This is a genomic window from Paraflavitalea devenefica (assembly GCF_011759375.1).
GTDB classification, from domain to species: Bacteria; Bacteroidota; Bacteroidia; order Chitinophagales; family Chitinophagaceae; genus Paraflavitalea; species Paraflavitalea devenefica.
The window spans coordinates 253,091-270,225 of record NZ_JAARML010000003.1 but is presented as its reverse complement, the minus strand read 5'-3'; the positions used below and the strand labels follow the sequence as shown (position 1 = coordinate 270,225).

Sequence of the window (17,135 nt, the reverse complement as noted above, 5' to 3'; positions counted from 1 at the left end):
ATTTGTTAAGCAAAAGCGGAAGTCTGAGGTTCGAAGTCAGAGGTTCGACTTCAGACTTCAGACCTCTGACTTCCGGCTTCACCATTATTCCGGCGTCCAGTTCCCAAAGATATTTTTAAAAGTGTATTGTTTTGCCTGCTTGGCAGTGAGTTGCCGGGACCATTTTACTCTTTGGGTGGCATTGGCGCCAGGGCCTGTGCTTTGGTATTCTGCATATAAGACCGTCCTTTCATTATCCGGGTTGCGCCAGTTGTCCCAGCCTTCTTTTACGATGTGCACCTCCATATTGGTATGGAGGAAAACAGTTTTGCTGTAAGGCCGCCAGGGACGGCCGAGGAATACTTTTTTGGCAGCGGTATCGGCGATGAGTGAACAGTTAAAGAATACAAAACCGAAAGATTGACGGGGCGTGGTAGAAGCCGCCGTGATGTAGGAGTTGGAAAGGCTTTTAATGGTACAGTTCCGGAATACTACGGTAGCGGCGCCAAAGATAAAATCGGTGGTGCCTTCAATGTAGCAATCCTTGTAGTACTGGCGACTGTTTTCAGTGGCCACATATAAAGTATCCTGGTTGCCCAGTAACCGGCAGTTGGTGATGATGCAACGATCGCCTTCCACGTGCAGGGCTACCGCCTGTCCTACCCTGCCGGCTGTATTTTCGATGGTGAGGTTCTCTGCTGTAAAGTCATTGCCCTGCACCAACACAGTATAAGAAGTATAGGTACTGTATTTGTCTTTTCCGGTGAAGTCTTTCCCGGGATAGTCCTTCCCGGAATAATCATTGTTGGTGATGATGGTGCTGTCCTTGCTTTCTCCTATGAGCGATATCCTGGATTTCCAGGAAGGGATCACGAGCTTCTCCCTGTATATACCCTTCTTAATGAAGATCTTTACCTGCTGCTGGGAGAGGTCACGCACAGCATTTACAGCTTCCTGGATAGTTTTAAAGTTGCCACTGCCATCCTGTGCTACAGTGAATGACGAAGGATAGGTAGTGGTCTGCGCCATTACCTGTTGGGCGCAGACCACTATTAAAGCAAAAAGAACAATGGTTTTCATTTACTGTTTTACGAATTTCATTAATATTTTTTCCTGCAGCAGCCGGTATTCCACAAAATATATACCAGCAGGTAATGCACTTATGTTGATGGTGGTACTGTTGGCTGCTGACCGGGTATAGTGAACACCCATATTTCTTCCATTCATGTTGTAAATATAGAGCTTACCGATGGTGTATCGTTTCGGATGGTATACTGTCAGCCAGTTGTGCGCCGGGTTGGGATAGATCGTAAAGACCTGTTGTGTAATACCAGCTACCGGTATGGTTATATCGGTGGCTCCACCGGTAGCAATGGTAATAATACCTGTATGCACACCTGTCGTTGTTGCATTTAGCCGCACCTGGATATTCCTGGTGGGTATTGTACCTGCCGACGGAATAAAAGAAAGCCTTTTGCTACTGTCAATCCAGGTGGTTCCATCGGGTGAAATTTCGTAGCCAGCCGGCATCTTAAAGGTGATATTACCAATGAGGTATTGACCCGACAAGCCGATGACCTGTGTAGCAGAGGGAGTGCCCAGGGTTTGGGAGAAATCGCGTAAACTGCTGTTAATAGTAACTACAGGGGCATTGGCAGTAGTACCGGTAACTGCTACATTCACCGCAGTAGCGCCTTGTGTGGTGTGCGCGATGTTACCATTGTAATTTCCGGCAGCCACTGCTTTTAATCTTACTGATATCGTTGCATTGATGGAACCATTTGCCGGGGTCAATACGAGCGGCGCTGCTGCATTGAACCAGTTGGTGCCATTGGATGAAACCTCATAACCATCCGGTGGTGTAACCTTAATATTATCTGTGAGGTTGGTCCCACTTACTGTATAGGTTTGCACAGCCGATGCACTACCGGTGGTTTGCGTAAAAGCAGTGAGTGCTCCTGTGGAAGATAAGGAGGGCGGCGGAACAACAGTACCTGTTACCCCTATGTTGATGATATTGGACCCTGTGCTGGCGTGCACGATATTGCCTGTATAGGTTCCGGCCGCTGCAGCATTTAATCTTACGGTAATGGTAGTCGTATTTAAGGTGCCTGCAGTTGGTGACAGTACCAATGGCGATGCTTTGCTGAACCAGGTAGCGCCGCCATCGGCAGAGACCTGGTAGTTATCCGGCGGTGTGATGGTTACAGCGCTGTTGAGCAGGGAACCTGCAATGGTATAGGTTTGTACCGCAGAAGGAGTACCTACCGTTTGCGTGAAAGCAACCAGGGAACCGTTTGTTACCAGTGTAGGGCCAGCGGCGGTGTTTCCACTTACCGGAATGGTAAGGTCCGTTACACCCGTGCTCGTCGCTTTTATGTTCCCTGCATAAGTGCCCATCGCAATAGCATTCAGCCGTACCTGGATGGCAGTCAATGCTACAATACCATTGGTATGTGTTAAGGTGAGGGTTGTATTCCAGGTAGCCCCCCCGTCAACAGATAATTCATACGGTGCAGGAGCCGTGATAAGAACGTTGTTGGTCAATCCATTTCCGGAGATGCTGAATGATTGCGCTGCAGAGGGTGTGCCGTTTATCTGAGAAAAGGCATTCAGCGCAGCATTGGTAGCGATGGACGGAAAGTTATTGGTTACTCCAAAGGATGAAAAGTTGGTAAAACCGTTAGTCGTAGCAAAGAAAGGATCGGCCACTGTTCCCGTACCGGTAACAGTAGTGGTTTTGTTTTCCCATGCGCTGCCAACGTATTGCATGAGATTAACAGGCTTCGTAATATCAAAAGCCGCAGCCTGACCGGCCGTTAACCATCCCAGTTTGATATCGGCCACGCTTCCGCCGGGTGTTTCTTCGGCGATGGTCCACTGCCCGTTGACTACCTGTAAGGGAGCAACGGGTGCATGATCAAAACTGCTTTTTACACCTATTGAGAAGTTGTCGGTTGTACCTGTATTGGTAATAATGGCCGGATGGTAGCTGATATCAGAGGTGCCTACAGCGAACAATACAGGCGTGCCACCTACTGTACGCTTCAATGCACCTGATCCTTCTGTAATAAAGTAATTGGTACCCAGGTTGAGGTTGGTGGTTTTGGTCGCATCTACCAATCCTCCATTGGCGATGGCCAGCACTACTTTGCCATTGGTAGCGCCCGGTGCGCTATTCACTGTATTAAAGCCTGTTCCCAGTTTTAAAAGACCGGTAGTACCCACATTAATAGCCACTACCGAAGCTGCATTACCCGAAAAGGGAACAGCATTGGAGGTGGTAGTGGTAACGCTGAGGTCCAGTGTACCATTGATGTTATAGGTATACTTTCCGCCGGGGTTGGGGGTTGAGCCGGGCGTGGCATTGAAGGAACCTGCCGGGTTGGTAAGCTTCACGGTTTTACCGGCATTAATGGTATAGGTAAAGTTCTCTGAGGTAGTATTCGCCGCGTTGTTGTAATAAGCTGTAAACCCTCCACTGTTAAAGGAGATGCTGACATCCTGATCAAATGTAACGGCTAAAGGATTGGTATTAGGATATAAAGGACGAAGACGGGTAATTTTGGTGGCGCCTGAACCGGTGATGAGTACAGATGCGCAATTGGTAGTGAACTCAAGCGTAATCAGGTCATCGGGATTGGCAGCACCACCCAGTACCCCATCGTTCTTAATAGCAACGGTGGCCGCCGCACCCGCACCTACCCGCAATGCCTGGGAGGCCGGTGCTGCATAACCTCCATTGCTTTTCAGCACACCGCCGGTTTCGATGGTGAGGTTGTTACAGTTTTTCAATCCATCGAGTATAACGGTATGCCCGGAACGAATGGTAACATTAACACTATTGGGAGCCGCTCCTAAAGCCTGCAATACCCACGATGAGGAAGAAGCCACATATTTTTCCCAGATGGAAGTGGCATTGGCGCCATTGCCACTCACTGCATTGGTCCAAAAACCAGAACCGGCAGAACGGTACTCCCCGTCGAGTGGTGTATTGACATTCACGGAAGCAATGTTACTGTTGTGCGCAGGCATGCCGGAACGCGATGCTTTTACATAATAGTAATAGGTAGTCCCCAAAACAGGCAACGCATCGGTAACAGCAAAAGCCACCACGGTATCTGTAGCAGCCGTAACTTCATTGATCTTGGTAAAATTGATGCTGTCTGTACTGCGATACAACTCATACTTCATATTGGTGAGCGGCCAGCTCAGGTTCCAACTGATGGTGGACTGGCTGGAGCCCCGTTGTACCCGCAGGTTGGATACCGCAATTTCCGCTGTTTGACTGCTGCAAAGTGAGGAGGATAAAGTGCAGGGATCCCAGCCGCCAAAGATGGTTGGCAAGGTATAGGCCGCCGCTTCTGCATCTGTCAGTTGTTTTGACCAGGACACCCGCTGACTGGTATTGAGCAGTGTGCCATCCCATTTTTTGGTTTTGTATTCTGCATAGGTGATCACGCTGGTATTAGTACCTGCATCCCATGCAGACCATCCTTCGGGTTTAATGGAAGAACCCATCACGGCATTCAGGAACACTGTTTTGTTGTTGGCTCTCGTAGCATCGGTTGAATTGGCATCGTTTTGCCAGGGACGTCCAAGGGTATAATTGGTAATACCCCTGTTCTTTGTTAGCCTGCAATCCCGGAACACGTAGCCGTAAGTTTGGCCCGCCGGCGTATTGGCGGCAGTGACATATCCGCCATTGCTGCCATCCACACGATCACGGGGGAAGATGACACAGGAATCAAACACGGCGATGGAAGAACCGAAGATAAAATCGGTATTGCCGTCTATGTAGCAATTCTTAAAGTATTGGCGTTTACCATTACCATTGGCCAGTACCGTATCCTGGCCGCCAATAAAGCGGCAGTTCTTAAAGGCACACCTGTCGGCTCCCACATTGATGGCCAATGCCTGTGGGCCATCACCGGCATAGCCGGTAGAATTTTCAAAGGTAAGATTGGCTGCCATGCAGTCTGCCGCATTGATGGTAACGGTAGCAGACGTGCTGGTGCCAATGGTTACCCCATTGACTATTTTACCGCTGTAATCATCATAGGTAATGATGGTATTGGCTGCACTTTCTCCTATGAGGTGAATGAATGGTTTATTGGAAGGGATGGTTATTTTTTCTTTGTAAATGCCATTTTTTATGTAGATGATAAACGGTGTTGTTCTTCCTGTAGGGGCTGCATCTATGGCAGCCTGCAGGGAAGTATAATGACCGGTACCATCTTTGGCCACTATCATGTCGGCATTAGCGGGCACCGTGGAACCATTGGTAATGGTGTTCAGGTACACTTCCAGGTTGGTATATCCACCCGTTGTAATACCCGCCCTGTCCGACGCATCGTTGGGATTCAATCCTCTCGCTGTTTCCCAGGCATTGGGCATACCATCATGGTCATCATCAGCAAGGGGTGTGCCGGAAGCCAGCGCAGGCCATGCGTTCACAGTTTGCGCATAAGGGGTGCCATGTGGATATCCCCCCTGTACATCAATGACCCTGCCTGTTCTGTTGGTTACGTCGTTTACAATGCGTTGGTCAAGGGTATCTCTTGCCGGCAGCATGGCGCCGGCACCCTGCAATACTAGTTGATAGGCTTCCGTAGCAGTATGTGTTGTAAGCGGAGCGATATCAAAGGGCTGATCCACTTTCGATAAGGTTGTATCCGCCAATGAGCCACCCGCCATCGCCATACCTTTCCAGTTGTTGGCTGTAATAGCTGCCGACGCATCCACATAGTTGCCACTAAGGTATAGTTTCGGGTAAGGCAGATCGGTGGATTTGGAAGGGTTCATGATCATGTTTTTGATCGGAACGCCGCTGCTGGAACCCGAAGAAGTAGAAGGCCCGTATTTGTAGTAGTTGTTCACGAGGTTGTAGTTGCCCCCTTCACCTCCGTTGGTGCTATAGGAGATCCAGTTGTAGACAACGTTGTTGCGGAAGTCGGCATTTTCCTGTCCTGCTGTTCCGGGCGTGTAGGTACTGCTGCCTGCAAAGCGTGGGGCCCTTCCTTTTACGTGTGCAATGAGGTTGTGGTGAAAAGACCCTCTCTTTGATCCCCAGATACCGCCGTAGCCATGCTCCTGGTAATCATTGCCACCTGCCTCAAAATGGTAGGAATAGTTCAGCGGTTCCGAGACAATACTCCACTGCACGGTAAGGCTATCGCCCCGGTAGATAGTCAAACACTCATCCGAGCTCCAGCTTATGGAGCAGTGATCTATAATAATATTTTTATTGCCCAGGTTACCGAAGGCATCATCACTGCCACTCCCATCTACCATGCCCTTATCCTGGTTTTTATCACCCATCCGTATACGTAGATAACGGATTATTACATTATCGCCACTGATCACCACCGGATGATCGGCAATACAGATACCACCGCCCGGCGCTGTTTGTCCCGCAATAGTAGTATTGCTCCGGATGTTGAGTTTGGAAGTAAGGTGAATGGTACCCGACACGCGGAATACAATGGTTTTATGTGGATAGGTAGCGGCTGAAGCCTGCAAAGCATAGCGCAGGCTACCCGGGTTGTTATCGTCATTGAGATTGGTTACTTCAAAAACAGTAGTAGGCTGCACAGCAGTTCCCCTCCCACCGGAAGTAAAGCGGCCCGCCCCTTCAGCGCCGGGGAAGGCAATGATTTGTGCCTGCGTGCACAGGACAGCGCAGATCATGCATACGAATAAGATCCCGGCTTTACGCAGCAGGGCGGGGTAATACGGTAGTAAGGTAGAAGTCAGGTGCATAGCAGTCGTTTATGGTTCTTAGAAATGCAGGGTTTATATTGTTATTTAGCCGGCTTTGTTATTCTTCCGGCCAGTTCCAGATTCAGCGTCCTTATTTCGGCCAATACGATCTCGGCCATCATCCGGGCGCCCAGTTCATTAAAATGTGTGTTATCCTCTTTACCACCAGGATAGTTAGGATGTTCACCGGGCTTTAACTGCAGGAATAAGAGTTTTGAATTTTCAACACCCATGGATTGCAATAAAGCCTGGCTTTTCCTGTCAAGGTCAATCAGCGGCACATGCTGCTCGCGGGCAGTGGTGCGCACTATTGCTGAATAGAGCTCATGCGTGCTTTCCAGTTTGCCGGTACTATCAAATTTCCTGCGCGCCACCGGTGTTACTAACACAGGAATAGCATTCCGGCTCCTGGTATCGGTAACATATTTGATGAGGTTGTTCTTAAATTCCTCTTCCGTGGTATAGCTGGCTTTTGTTTTTACTTCATCATTGTGGCCAAACTGGATGAATACATAATCCCCTTCCTGTAAGTTATTGACTACAGGCTGCCACCGGTTCTCGGCCATGAAGGTGCGGGTGCTTCTGCCATTCTGCGCCCGGTTATCAACCGTTACAGTAGAATCGAAGAAATACACAAAAGGCATTCCCCATCCTGTTTCCGGATAAGCTTTGACCTGCTTGATGGACATGGTGGAATCGCCAATGAGGTATACGGTGATCTTCTTTGCAGGAGGCAGGGAAAATGCCAGGAGTATCCCGGCATATAGTACTATTGCCCGGGCATTTATTTTACTGCGCCAATTCATTGAGGTATATTTCTATGTTGGTGTATTGTTTATGGAGTGTGTACAAGCTGGCATCGCTGTTATCAGCAGGATCGAGCTGGTGCGCTTTTTCCCATTGATCGGGCATACCATCTTTGTCTGTATCCCCGGGAGCAGGGGCCGACTGTAAAGCAGGCCATGCGCCCACCGTGAGCTCATACGCTGTGCCATGGGGAAAACCACCTTGCACATCAACAAAACTGCCTGTTCTTTGCTTCACATTGTTCACGATCCGTTGATCCATTGTATCCCTTTTCGGCAGACTCGCGCCTGCCTGTTGCAATACAAGTGTATAGGCTTCTGCTGCCGGTTGCGTAGTGATGGATACGATATCAAAAGGCGCTTCCAGCTTTACCTGCGCCATGTCGTCTTTGCCATTACCTACTTTTACGCCCAGCCAGTTGTTGACGGTGACCTCCGCAGCCTCATCCACATAGTTACCCGCCACATAAAATTTACCGTAGGGAATGTCCTTCCGGTTGAAAGGATTCAGCAACTGGTATCTCACGTTCTTGTTGGTAGAAGGGCCGTATTTGTAATAATTATTGACGATGTTATACCGTCCGCCCTCACCAGCATGGGTATTGTTGTGTCCCCAGTTGTAGATAACATTGTTGCGATAGTCTACATTTTCTTCGGGGGCATTGCGGATGCCATCAAATCTTGGTGTACGGCTGTTGCAATGGGCAATGAGGTTGTGGTGCGCCGATAAGTGCCTGCCACCCCAGATACCGCCATAGCCATGGTGCTCATAGTCTTTATCACCTGTTTCAAAATGATAGCTGTAGTTGAGCGGCTCTGCCAGGAGGTTCCATTGCAGGGTGGAGCTATCGCCGGCATAGACAGAAAGCAATTCATCGGTACTCCAGCTAAGGCTGCAATGATCAATGATGATGTGCTTACGGCGGGTACCGCCAAAGGCATCATCCGCGCCATTGCCATCCACCATGCCACCCCGCTGGTATTTATCGCCCATGCGGAAACGCAGGTAACGGACGATGATGTTATCACCGCCTATACTTACTGGCTGATCGGCCAGGCAGATGCCATCGCCCGGGGCCGACTGACCGGCAATGGTAAGGTTACCTGCCAGCGTGATCTTTTTTTCCAGGTGGATGGTGCCTGATACAGCAAACACAATGATGCGTGGTATTTTGGCTGTAGCGGCTTCACGGAAGCTGCCGGGGCCATCATCATTGAGGTTGCTCACTATAAATACCTTTCCGCCTCTGCCACCTGTAGCATACTGTCCAAAGCCTTCCGCACCGGGAAAGGCAATGGCTTTTTCACCGGGAGCGGAGGTCACTAAGTTTTGCTGCGCGGTACAGGATAGCAGGAGGCAATAAATAAGTCCTTTCACCAATATAATCTGTCTCATCAATTTGTTTTTACCATAATGTATTCATAGGGTCAGATTAACAGCTTCTTATGGCCTCCACCTTGGATCGCCTGTAGTCGATTTTCCGGGGAAGGTATTGTCTATGATGGTAAAATCACCATTCGCCGGATTAGCAAACAACGCAGTAGATGCTTTGGTATAGGGTGTTGTGCCTGGAACTGCATTGGAAGTAGCCACATAGTCGGAAGTACTGTAGTTATCCGATCCTGTAACAACGGTAGCTGCAGCGGCTCTTACTCCTCTTACGGCAGTATTGGCTCCACTGGCTTTTCCGATACCAAAGATGCAATTCTTAACAGTGATGCCGGATGCCGCACTCTGTGTGTTCAAATCCACCAGGTATCTGTTATAATTCGGTGCCTCATTAAAGGTGCAATTCTCCAGCCGTATGGACTGGGTAAAGCTATTTTGGGTATTGCGGAAAACACCCTGGGCATCTCCCACCCGGTAAATAGTGGAATTGGTAACAGCGATGTTTTCCAGTTTTACATTGGCATTGTCAACAATCACCACGCCATAGTTACCTATATCGCTGATCACAGAATTATTCACCACAAGTGATGAAATAGTCATCGCATTGTCTTTTGTCCTGAAAAAGCCCCTGAAATACTGCATTCTGCAGGATTCAAAAACGATTTTCCCAACCGTGCACGACTTGCTGACATTAAATACATATTTGGAACCAAGTGCAAGATCATCGCTGGTGATTTTCACATTATTAAACACAATGGAGTCAATTACGCTACCACTGGCAATATCAAAGTTGGAACCTGCCATAAACAGGGTGGCCGGTTCTGCCACAGCGAGGTCATCGCCACTCACAATAATAACTGTTTTACTTAAAGCAACAGCGGCTACCTGGTAAGTCATTCCGCGCTTTAAAATAACAGTACTTCCGTTATCTATTAGTGGCAATGTATCTGATAAAACAGAAGGCCTGTTGGTAAATTCGCGCAGGTCAATAATAGTCCCGGAGAAGCTTCCTTTGGTGGAGAAATCGGCCCATCCGCGCACTTTGGTTCCACTGTAGAGATAGATGATGTATTGGGTACCAGAGGTCAGGCCCGACACAATCTTATACGCATTGGAAATATCATCGTTTGTAAGATCTACCTCTTTTACAACCGAACTGTCACTCCCCAAAAGTATTTTAATGGCAGATACGGGATCGCCACTGGTTGTCCAGCTTACCTTTACAGCGGCATCCGTGATGTCGTTGATCGTAGGCGTATTCAGGATAGTAGGAAATTTGGACGTTTTAATGGCTCCCAGGATGCCCCATTTGGAATTGAAGGCAGTATCCTTTGCATTGGCACGTACCTGCAGTTGGTATGACTTGTCCCACTCCAGATCTTCGAATGTATACGTATTGGTATCTACAAGGATTGTTCTCAGGACAGTCTCAAAAGTGTCCTTGCTTATTTGTATGGAATAGGACTCCGCGTCTTTGATAGCTTGCCAGTTGGCCTCGATCCAATTGCCATCGGATAACAGCGGCCCCTTGATTACGGGCCTGAAAAGACGCACGGGGTTATCGAGGTCATCTTTTTTACAGGCCGGCAAGAGGGCCACGGCACATAAGCAGGTGAGCAGGATCTGTATAATAAAGTGTTTGGTTTGCATGGTAGTAGTTTTATTAGTAACCATATCCGTCATTTTTCAAAACGCCCTGGCTGTTGGTAATTACTGATGAATGCAACGGGAGGATATAACGAACAGGCTCAGTACCCGCATTATCCTTGTAGCCTCTCCAGGTCCTCAGGATAAAATCGGCAGGCCCTTCGGTAGTTGTATTGCGTAAAGAACGCAACCAGTTTACCCGGATATATCCGTCGGGATTATCGCCTTTATTGGGCACATCTACTACCGGGAGAGCGACTGCAGGTTTGGAATATTTGGTATAAAAGACAGCAGTCTTATCATTTTTCTTGTAATAGAGATAATCCGGCAGGTTGGTATAATCGCCCGGGCCTGCACCATAGGCATCAGCGCCCATGTCGGTCAGCGCCTGGATGGCGTCTGCGAGCTTCCTGCCATAAATGTTCCAGCGGGCCAGGTCATATTTACGCAGGCATTCCCCGCCAAATTCCCAGGCACGTTCATTGACTATTGCCTCAAAAAAGCCTTCTTTTCCTGCCAGTGCTGCGATGTAGTTGTCTACTTTTTCGCCCCAATGCTCAGTGGCGAATGCCCTGCGCCGCACCATGGCCAGCGCATCTTTTGCAGTACCGGTAGGCCCGTTATTGATCTCGTTCTCTGTTTCGGCCAGCATCAGCAATACATCACTGTACCGCATCAGTGGCCAGTTAATGCCGGTACCTTTGGCAGAAGCCGATCCGGGCGCTGTTTTGAGCCATAAGCGGTTCCATTTACCCGGAGCAATAGACGTTACGGCCGTGGGTGTTTCCAGCAGGGTACCGTCATAGAAGATAATAGAACAGGTGACTTCGAGACGCTTATCCAGTGTATCAAAGGAATAATAATAACTGGGGGGCAAACTCAGGTAGTTGGATCCCGACCCGTAGGCGTGCGTTCCTGCATCCACCTTCACACCATTGCACCAGCCCACATCACCAAAGCCGGGCTGAAAAGCTACTTCGTACAACACATCATCATTCAGCGGCGTTACGCCCTGGCATTCATTATGGAATATTTTTTTGAAATCGGTATTCAGCGTATGCGGCTTTGATTCTATTAATTTCTTACAATAGTCATTGGCTATTTTGTAATAGTTGAGGTAATCTGACTTTCTTCTCATCTGCATATCGGGATAGAGCCAATATCCGCCTCTCATGAGGGAAAGGCGTGCTATCATGCCCAATACGAATTCCCGGTTGATGCGCTCAATACCAAAATCGAGGTCGCTGGCCCATTGCATGCCTTCTTCCGCCTTACGCAGGTCATCTATCAGAAAAGCAAGAATGGTATCGCGTCCTGTACGGGGCAAATAAAAATTATCGCCAGACTTTGTGGAAGTAGTTTTAAAAGGCACATCGCCCCAGTGGTTCACCAACAGGTAATACCAGTAAGCACGCAGGGTAGCCGCTTCGCCCAATAACTGTTTCATGGTAGCATTACCCGCTTTATATAAGGGACTATTGGTAATGCCTTCTATACAGTCATTGGCCCTGTTGATGGCGCTATAGGCGTTGTTAAATACGGTCAACAGATCGGCATTGGCATCTGTGGCTTCAAATGACCAGATATCCCTGCGCGAGTTATCGGGAGAAGCCCCCACGCTTCCTACCTCTATATCAGAGTTGCCGGTAAAGTTGTTGGATACCCGGGAAGTAAAGGCATCCTGGTTGAACAATGCGTATACGGCATTTACAGCCTTCCTGGCATCTTCCTCATTGCTGTAAATATAGTCCTGTGTAAAAGAGGATTCATATTCCTTATTCAGGAATTTCTTACAGGAACCAGCCACCAGCGGCAGTATGACGAGGCTGTATATGGCAAATCGTTTCATAATAATAATTTTCATGTTGAGACAATGCAATCAAAAAGTAACGTTTACACCCACGGTATAGGTACGGCTCTTGGGGTACCCCGAATAGTCCACTCCCGGCGTTAACGCCTGGTAACCTGAGTTGCGGGTGGCGCTTACTTCGGGATCATACCCGCTATAGCTGGTCCATAAGAAGGCATTATAAACGGTTGCATACACCCTGAAGCGTTGCATTGCGATCTTAGAGATCAGTTTTTTAGGCAGCGAGTAACCAAGGGTAATATTATTCAGGCGTAAAAAAGAACCATCTTCCACAGCATAAGAATGAAATACAGGAGAAGCGGTACCCATAGAGAAGGGAGACCATATTTTTGCGTCTTTATTCAATTCGGCCAGTTTCTGCAGATCAGTAACCAGGACCCCATTGGCATCTATATATTTATAGCGATTGGATGAATTCATAGTATTGAGCATATTGCCATAGGTAGTCCTGTACAGCATATTAAAACTGATCTTTCCGGTATTGTACACATCATTGCCATATACAAAGTTGAAGAACAGAGAGGCGTCGAAACCCTTGTAGGAAGCATTCAATCCAAAGCCACCGCTGAATTTGGGCATGGCATTGCCAATGATCTGCCGGTCCTTATCTGCTGTAATAAGAGAATCACCTCCCAGGTTTTTCAGCTTTAACACGCCGGGGCGCAAGCTGATGCCTCCCAGCACGCTGCTCGAATTGGCCACTCCTTTTGCCAGCGTGTAAGTATTGGTAGCGGGGTTATAGGAAACGAAATCGTCGGAAGTATAGAAGCCATCGGTAACGTAGCCATACATGAGGCCTACTGTTTGACCCACAATAGCCCGGTAATCGTCCTGCGCCTTCAGATCGGTACTGGCCCAATTGGAGTTAATGGATAACCTGTCTGCTGCGCCAAGGGCGTCAATTTTTGAATTGTTGGCGCCAATATTAAAGACAGCATTAAGGGTAAAGTCTTTCTTATTCACAAGGACAGCATTCAATCCCAGCTCAATACCCTTGTTGGAAGTTTGTCCGATATTGATCATCTGTGAAGTAAACCCGGTCAACTGAGGGATCGGTTCCTGTACGAGCAGGTCCTTGGTAGTATTCCAATAAAGGTCCAGTGTACCGGTAACCTTATTGCCGAATAGCATAAAATCAAGCCCGAGGTTACGGGTAATCGTCGTTTCCCATTTTAAGGAGGGGTTGGGCAATAAAGTTGATGCAAAAACATAATAGGGGTTGGCTACATCGCCAAAGCCAATGGTACGTACATCCGAGATAGCATAGGTCTTTTTCCACAGGTCAATACCAATGCGGTTATTACCGGCCTGGCCATAACTGGCGCGTAATTTAAGGTCGGTAATGAAGCTGATATCCTTCATAAAGTCTTCCTCAGAGAGGCGCCAGGCAGCGGAAACAGACGGGAAGTATCCCCATTGGTTCTGCCCGGAAAACAGGCTGGAACCATCAGCCCGGAATGTAGCAGACACGAGGTATTTCCCCTTGTAAGAATAATTTACCCGGCCGAAGAAGGACATCAGGGCCTGGCCATAGAGATCGTTGGTAGACATCCTGTCGATGGTACCCAGCGCCATATTTGAAAAAAGTTTGTCGGGCGACAGGCTTTCTGCAAAGTATTTGGCGCGCATGAATTTGGATAGGCCATTTCCATCCATCATTTCATGACCAACCATGGCCGTAAAGGAATGATCTGCTCTGAGTTTGAAATTATAGGTGAGGGTATTGGCCCAGCGGTAACCGTCTTTGTCGAGGTCGGTAACCTCACCCAGTGGCAGGTTGCCGCCCACGTTACGTGATTCACCGGTAAGCGGACCATAATACCGGCGTGTTTCTTCCTGCGATCTGTCAATATTAAAGTCGGACCGGTAAGACAGTCCTTTCATAATGTTCCAGGTAAGGGCTGCACTCAGGTTCAGGGTATTGTTGACCCTTCTTCTATAATCCTGTTCAGCCAGTTTGGGAGGACTGATGAGGCTTCTGAGGAACTGTTCATAGTCATCGCCGAGATCGTTCGACACCTCGTCAAATATAATCTGATCAGCCAATCCATTAACGGGGCGGGTTGTGATGGCATCTCCTACCCGTACACTTGAAGTACCCGCAGTACCAGCCCCCATGGTAGTAGCTTTGCTGTACCGGACGCCTGCATCCAGTTTGAGGGAATTGGAAATTTCATGGTTTAATTTAAAGCTTAAATAATTCCGGTCATAGGATGAACCGGTCATCAACCCTTCATCTTTATTATTAGTAAAGCTCAGGTTTATTTTGGTTTTATCCGTTCCGCCTGCCAGGCTGATGTTGTGCTGCGTAGAAGTAGGCGGATCACCAAACAACTCGTCCTGCCAATCGGTCCCTTTCTGCGCCTTGTATAATTCAAGGTCACCGTATACGCCAAAGAGTTTTTGGAAATTGTCTACGTCAGACTGGCTTCTGAGCCGGGCATATTCGTATTGGGCCAATACAAACTCATAGGGAGAAAGTACATCCAGCTTGCGGGGGAAAGCCCTTAACTGTGCAAATCCATTATAGGCAATCGTTGTTTTCCCTGCTTTTGCCCTTTTGGTGGTGACGATTATTACCCCATTGGCGCCACGGGAACCATAAATGGCCGAAGCGGAAGCATCTTTCAGCACGTCAAAGCTTTCAATGTCCGTGGGAGCAATATCATTGATGTTATCTACCGGAAACCCGTCTACGATAAACAATGGGGAGTTGTCCTGGGAAACCGAACCACCCCCTCTCACCCGGATCACAATTTCCGCGCCGGGCTGACCATCCACTGTGGTTACCTGCACACCGGGAATGCGGCCGCTAAGCGCTTCAGCAGGATTGGCCACCGGTATTTTCTCCAGCTCCTTGCCCGACAGGGAAGCAATAGCTCCTGTAAGGTCTTTCCGCCTGGAAGTTCCATAGCCGATCACGACCACATCTTCCAGCGAACTTTGGCTTCTTTTCAGGCGAACAGTAACCGCCCCGGCGTTGTTGCCAACCGTTATGTGTTGTGAAGTGTAGCCCAGGGAGCTGAGCTCAAGTTGTCTTTTTTTGGCATTGGCGGGAATCGTAATGGAGAAGAGACCGTCTTTATCCGTCTGGGTACCAATCGTGGAACCCACCACCAGCACAGTTACACCCGGTACAGGAAGTCCGGTACTATCGTCCAGTACGGTTCCTTTTACCGTTTGTGCCTGCGCAAACAGGCTCTTTGATGCAACAAACAATAACAATAGCATCAATAGTCTTTTCATATAGCAGTTTTTAAGTTGAAATGTCTGGAGTTTTGGTTTATACAAGCAGGCAGAACAAAGCAGCAAGGCTTTATTCCCGTTGATACAGGTCAAATTGAGTGCTCAATACTTTTAAAGGATAGGAATACAGACGCATAGGGGGACATGCGCTATGAGAAAGGATTGTTTTCGGCATAGCAAGCAATTTATTAGTTAGCAAATAGCACAACAAGTCTATACAGTTTTTCAGTAATGCCGAAGAGATTGAAACCTTTTATTTACGCAATCGTTCCCGGTAACGATGGCGTAGTGTCAAACTGACAAGTTAATGTTCTACAGGGCTTTGCAGGAAAAATGGTACCTTAGTGACCAGCGCCCTTAAAAGCATCTTTTAAAACCCAACGGCAGGCATATGAAATTTGAAGCAGTCACTATTAAGGATATTGCTAAAGCACTCGGAATATCAACCTCCACTGTTTCAAGAGCCCTGCGCGACAGCTACGAAATAAGCCCGGAAACCAAGCAGTTAGTACTGGATTGCGCCGAGAAACTGAACTACCGCCCCAACCCTATTGCATTGAGCTTAAAGGAGAAACGCAGCCGCTCCATCGGGGTGGTCGTGTGTGAGATAGCCAATAATTTCTTTTCCCAGATCATCAATGGCATTGAGTCTATTTCCTACGACCGGGGATATAATGTAATTATTTCCCAGAGCCATGAATCTTATGAACGGGAAGTAATGGACCTGCGCTACCTGGCTTCCCGGTCGGTAGACGGGCTGCTGATCTCTGTATCTACAGAAACCAATGACATTAGCCACCTGAAGGCTTTGCATGAAAAAGGATTACCCATTGTTTTCTTTGACCGCATTACGGAAGAGATCAATACACATAGCGTGATCGTAGACAATTTTAAAGGAGCTTATGAGGCTACTGAACACCTGGTACACAATGGTTATAAGCGGATTGCCGCCATTGCCAATTCAGAATTCCTGTCCATTACTTCAGAACGGTTGGCTGGCTACCGGGAAGCTCTATTATCCAACGGACTACAACCCGATGACAGTTATGTTAAGCATTGCTTTTACGGGGGTATGATCTTTTCTGAAATAGAAGAAGCGGTAAACAGACTATTTACCCTGAAGCAAAAGCCGGATGCCATTGTTACGATGAGTGATAAATTAACCAGCGGCTGCCTGAAAACCCTCAAAAGACGTGGCCTGCGGGTACCGGATGATATTGCGCTGGTAGGTTTTTCCAATTCTGATATTGCAGAGTTGATCAGTCCGCCTCTCACTGTAGTACGGCAACCAGCTTATGAAATAGGACGCGATGCCACAGAACTACTGTTACAATTGATAGAAAGCAAACGGCCTGTTAAGCAATTTGAGAAAAGGACCCTCACGCCGGAATTGCAGATACGGGAATCTTCACTGCCAAGGAAATAAGAAGTGGTC

The 17,135-nt window shown here is 48.1% G+C and carries 8 protein-coding genes; 1 reads left to right on the top strand and 7 read right to left on the bottom strand.

All coding sequences use genetic code 11. The annotated features are described in order from the left end of the window. Positions 1-84 precede the first annotated feature (84 nt). The 7 genes from HB364_RS19515 to HB364_RS19485 are packed head-to-tail and all read right to left on the bottom strand — an operon-like array spanning position 85 to position 15,700. The gene (locus HB364_RS19515) at positions 85-1,059 is read right to left on the bottom strand and encodes a pectinesterase family protein (RefSeq protein ID WP_167289983.1); all 975 of its coding nucleotides are present in this window, start codon (positions 1,057-1,059) and stop codon (positions 85-87) included. Next, positions 1,060-6,741: a pectinesterase family protein gene (locus tag HB364_RS19510; RefSeq protein ID WP_167289982.1), complete on the bottom strand. Its 5,682-nt coding sequence runs from the start codon at positions 6,739-6,741 to the stop codon at positions 1,060-1,062. 41 nt (positions 6,742-6,782) lie between these two features. Beyond that, positions 6,783-7,547 carry a rhamnogalacturonan acetylesterase gene (locus HB364_RS19505; protein ID WP_167289980.1) on the bottom strand — a complete coding sequence of 255 codons (765 nt, stop codon included), beginning with the start codon at positions 7,545-7,547 and terminating at the stop codon, positions 6,783-6,785. Further along, the gene (locus tag HB364_RS19500; protein ID WP_167289979.1) at positions 7,531-8,943 is read right to left on the bottom strand and encodes a pectate lyase family protein; all 1,413 of its coding nucleotides are present in this window, start codon (positions 8,941-8,943) and stop codon (positions 7,531-7,533) included. Before HB364_RS19500 ends, HB364_RS19505 begins: the two co-directional genes overlap by 17 nt. A gap of 48 nt (positions 8,944-8,991) precedes the next feature. Next, entirely contained in the window at positions 8,992-10,611 is a 1,620-nt protein-coding gene (locus HB364_RS19495) for a DUF5123 domain-containing protein (protein WP_167289977.1), read from the bottom strand. Continuing rightward, a complete protein-coding gene (locus HB364_RS19490; protein ID WP_167289976.1) occupies positions 10,601-12,433 on the bottom strand; it encodes a RagB/SusD family nutrient uptake outer membrane protein in 1,833 nt (610 codons plus the stop codon). Before HB364_RS19490 ends, HB364_RS19495 begins: the two co-directional genes overlap by 11 nt. 30 nt (positions 12,434-12,463) lie before the next feature. Next, on the bottom strand, positions 12,464-15,700 hold the full coding sequence (locus HB364_RS19485) for a SusC/RagA family TonB-linked outer membrane protein (RefSeq protein ID WP_167289974.1): 3,237 nt from the start codon (positions 15,698-15,700) through the stop codon (positions 12,464-12,466). A gap of 391 nt (positions 15,701-16,091) precedes the next feature. On the opposite strand from HB364_RS19485, the gene HB364_RS19480 reads away from it, so the two are divergent. Then, positions 16,092-17,126 (top strand): LacI family DNA-binding transcriptional regulator, encoded by a 1,035-nt coding sequence (locus tag HB364_RS19480; RefSeq protein WP_167289972.1) that lies wholly within the window; start codon positions 16,092-16,094, stop codon positions 17,124-17,126. Positions 17,127-17,135 lie beyond the last annotated feature (9 nt).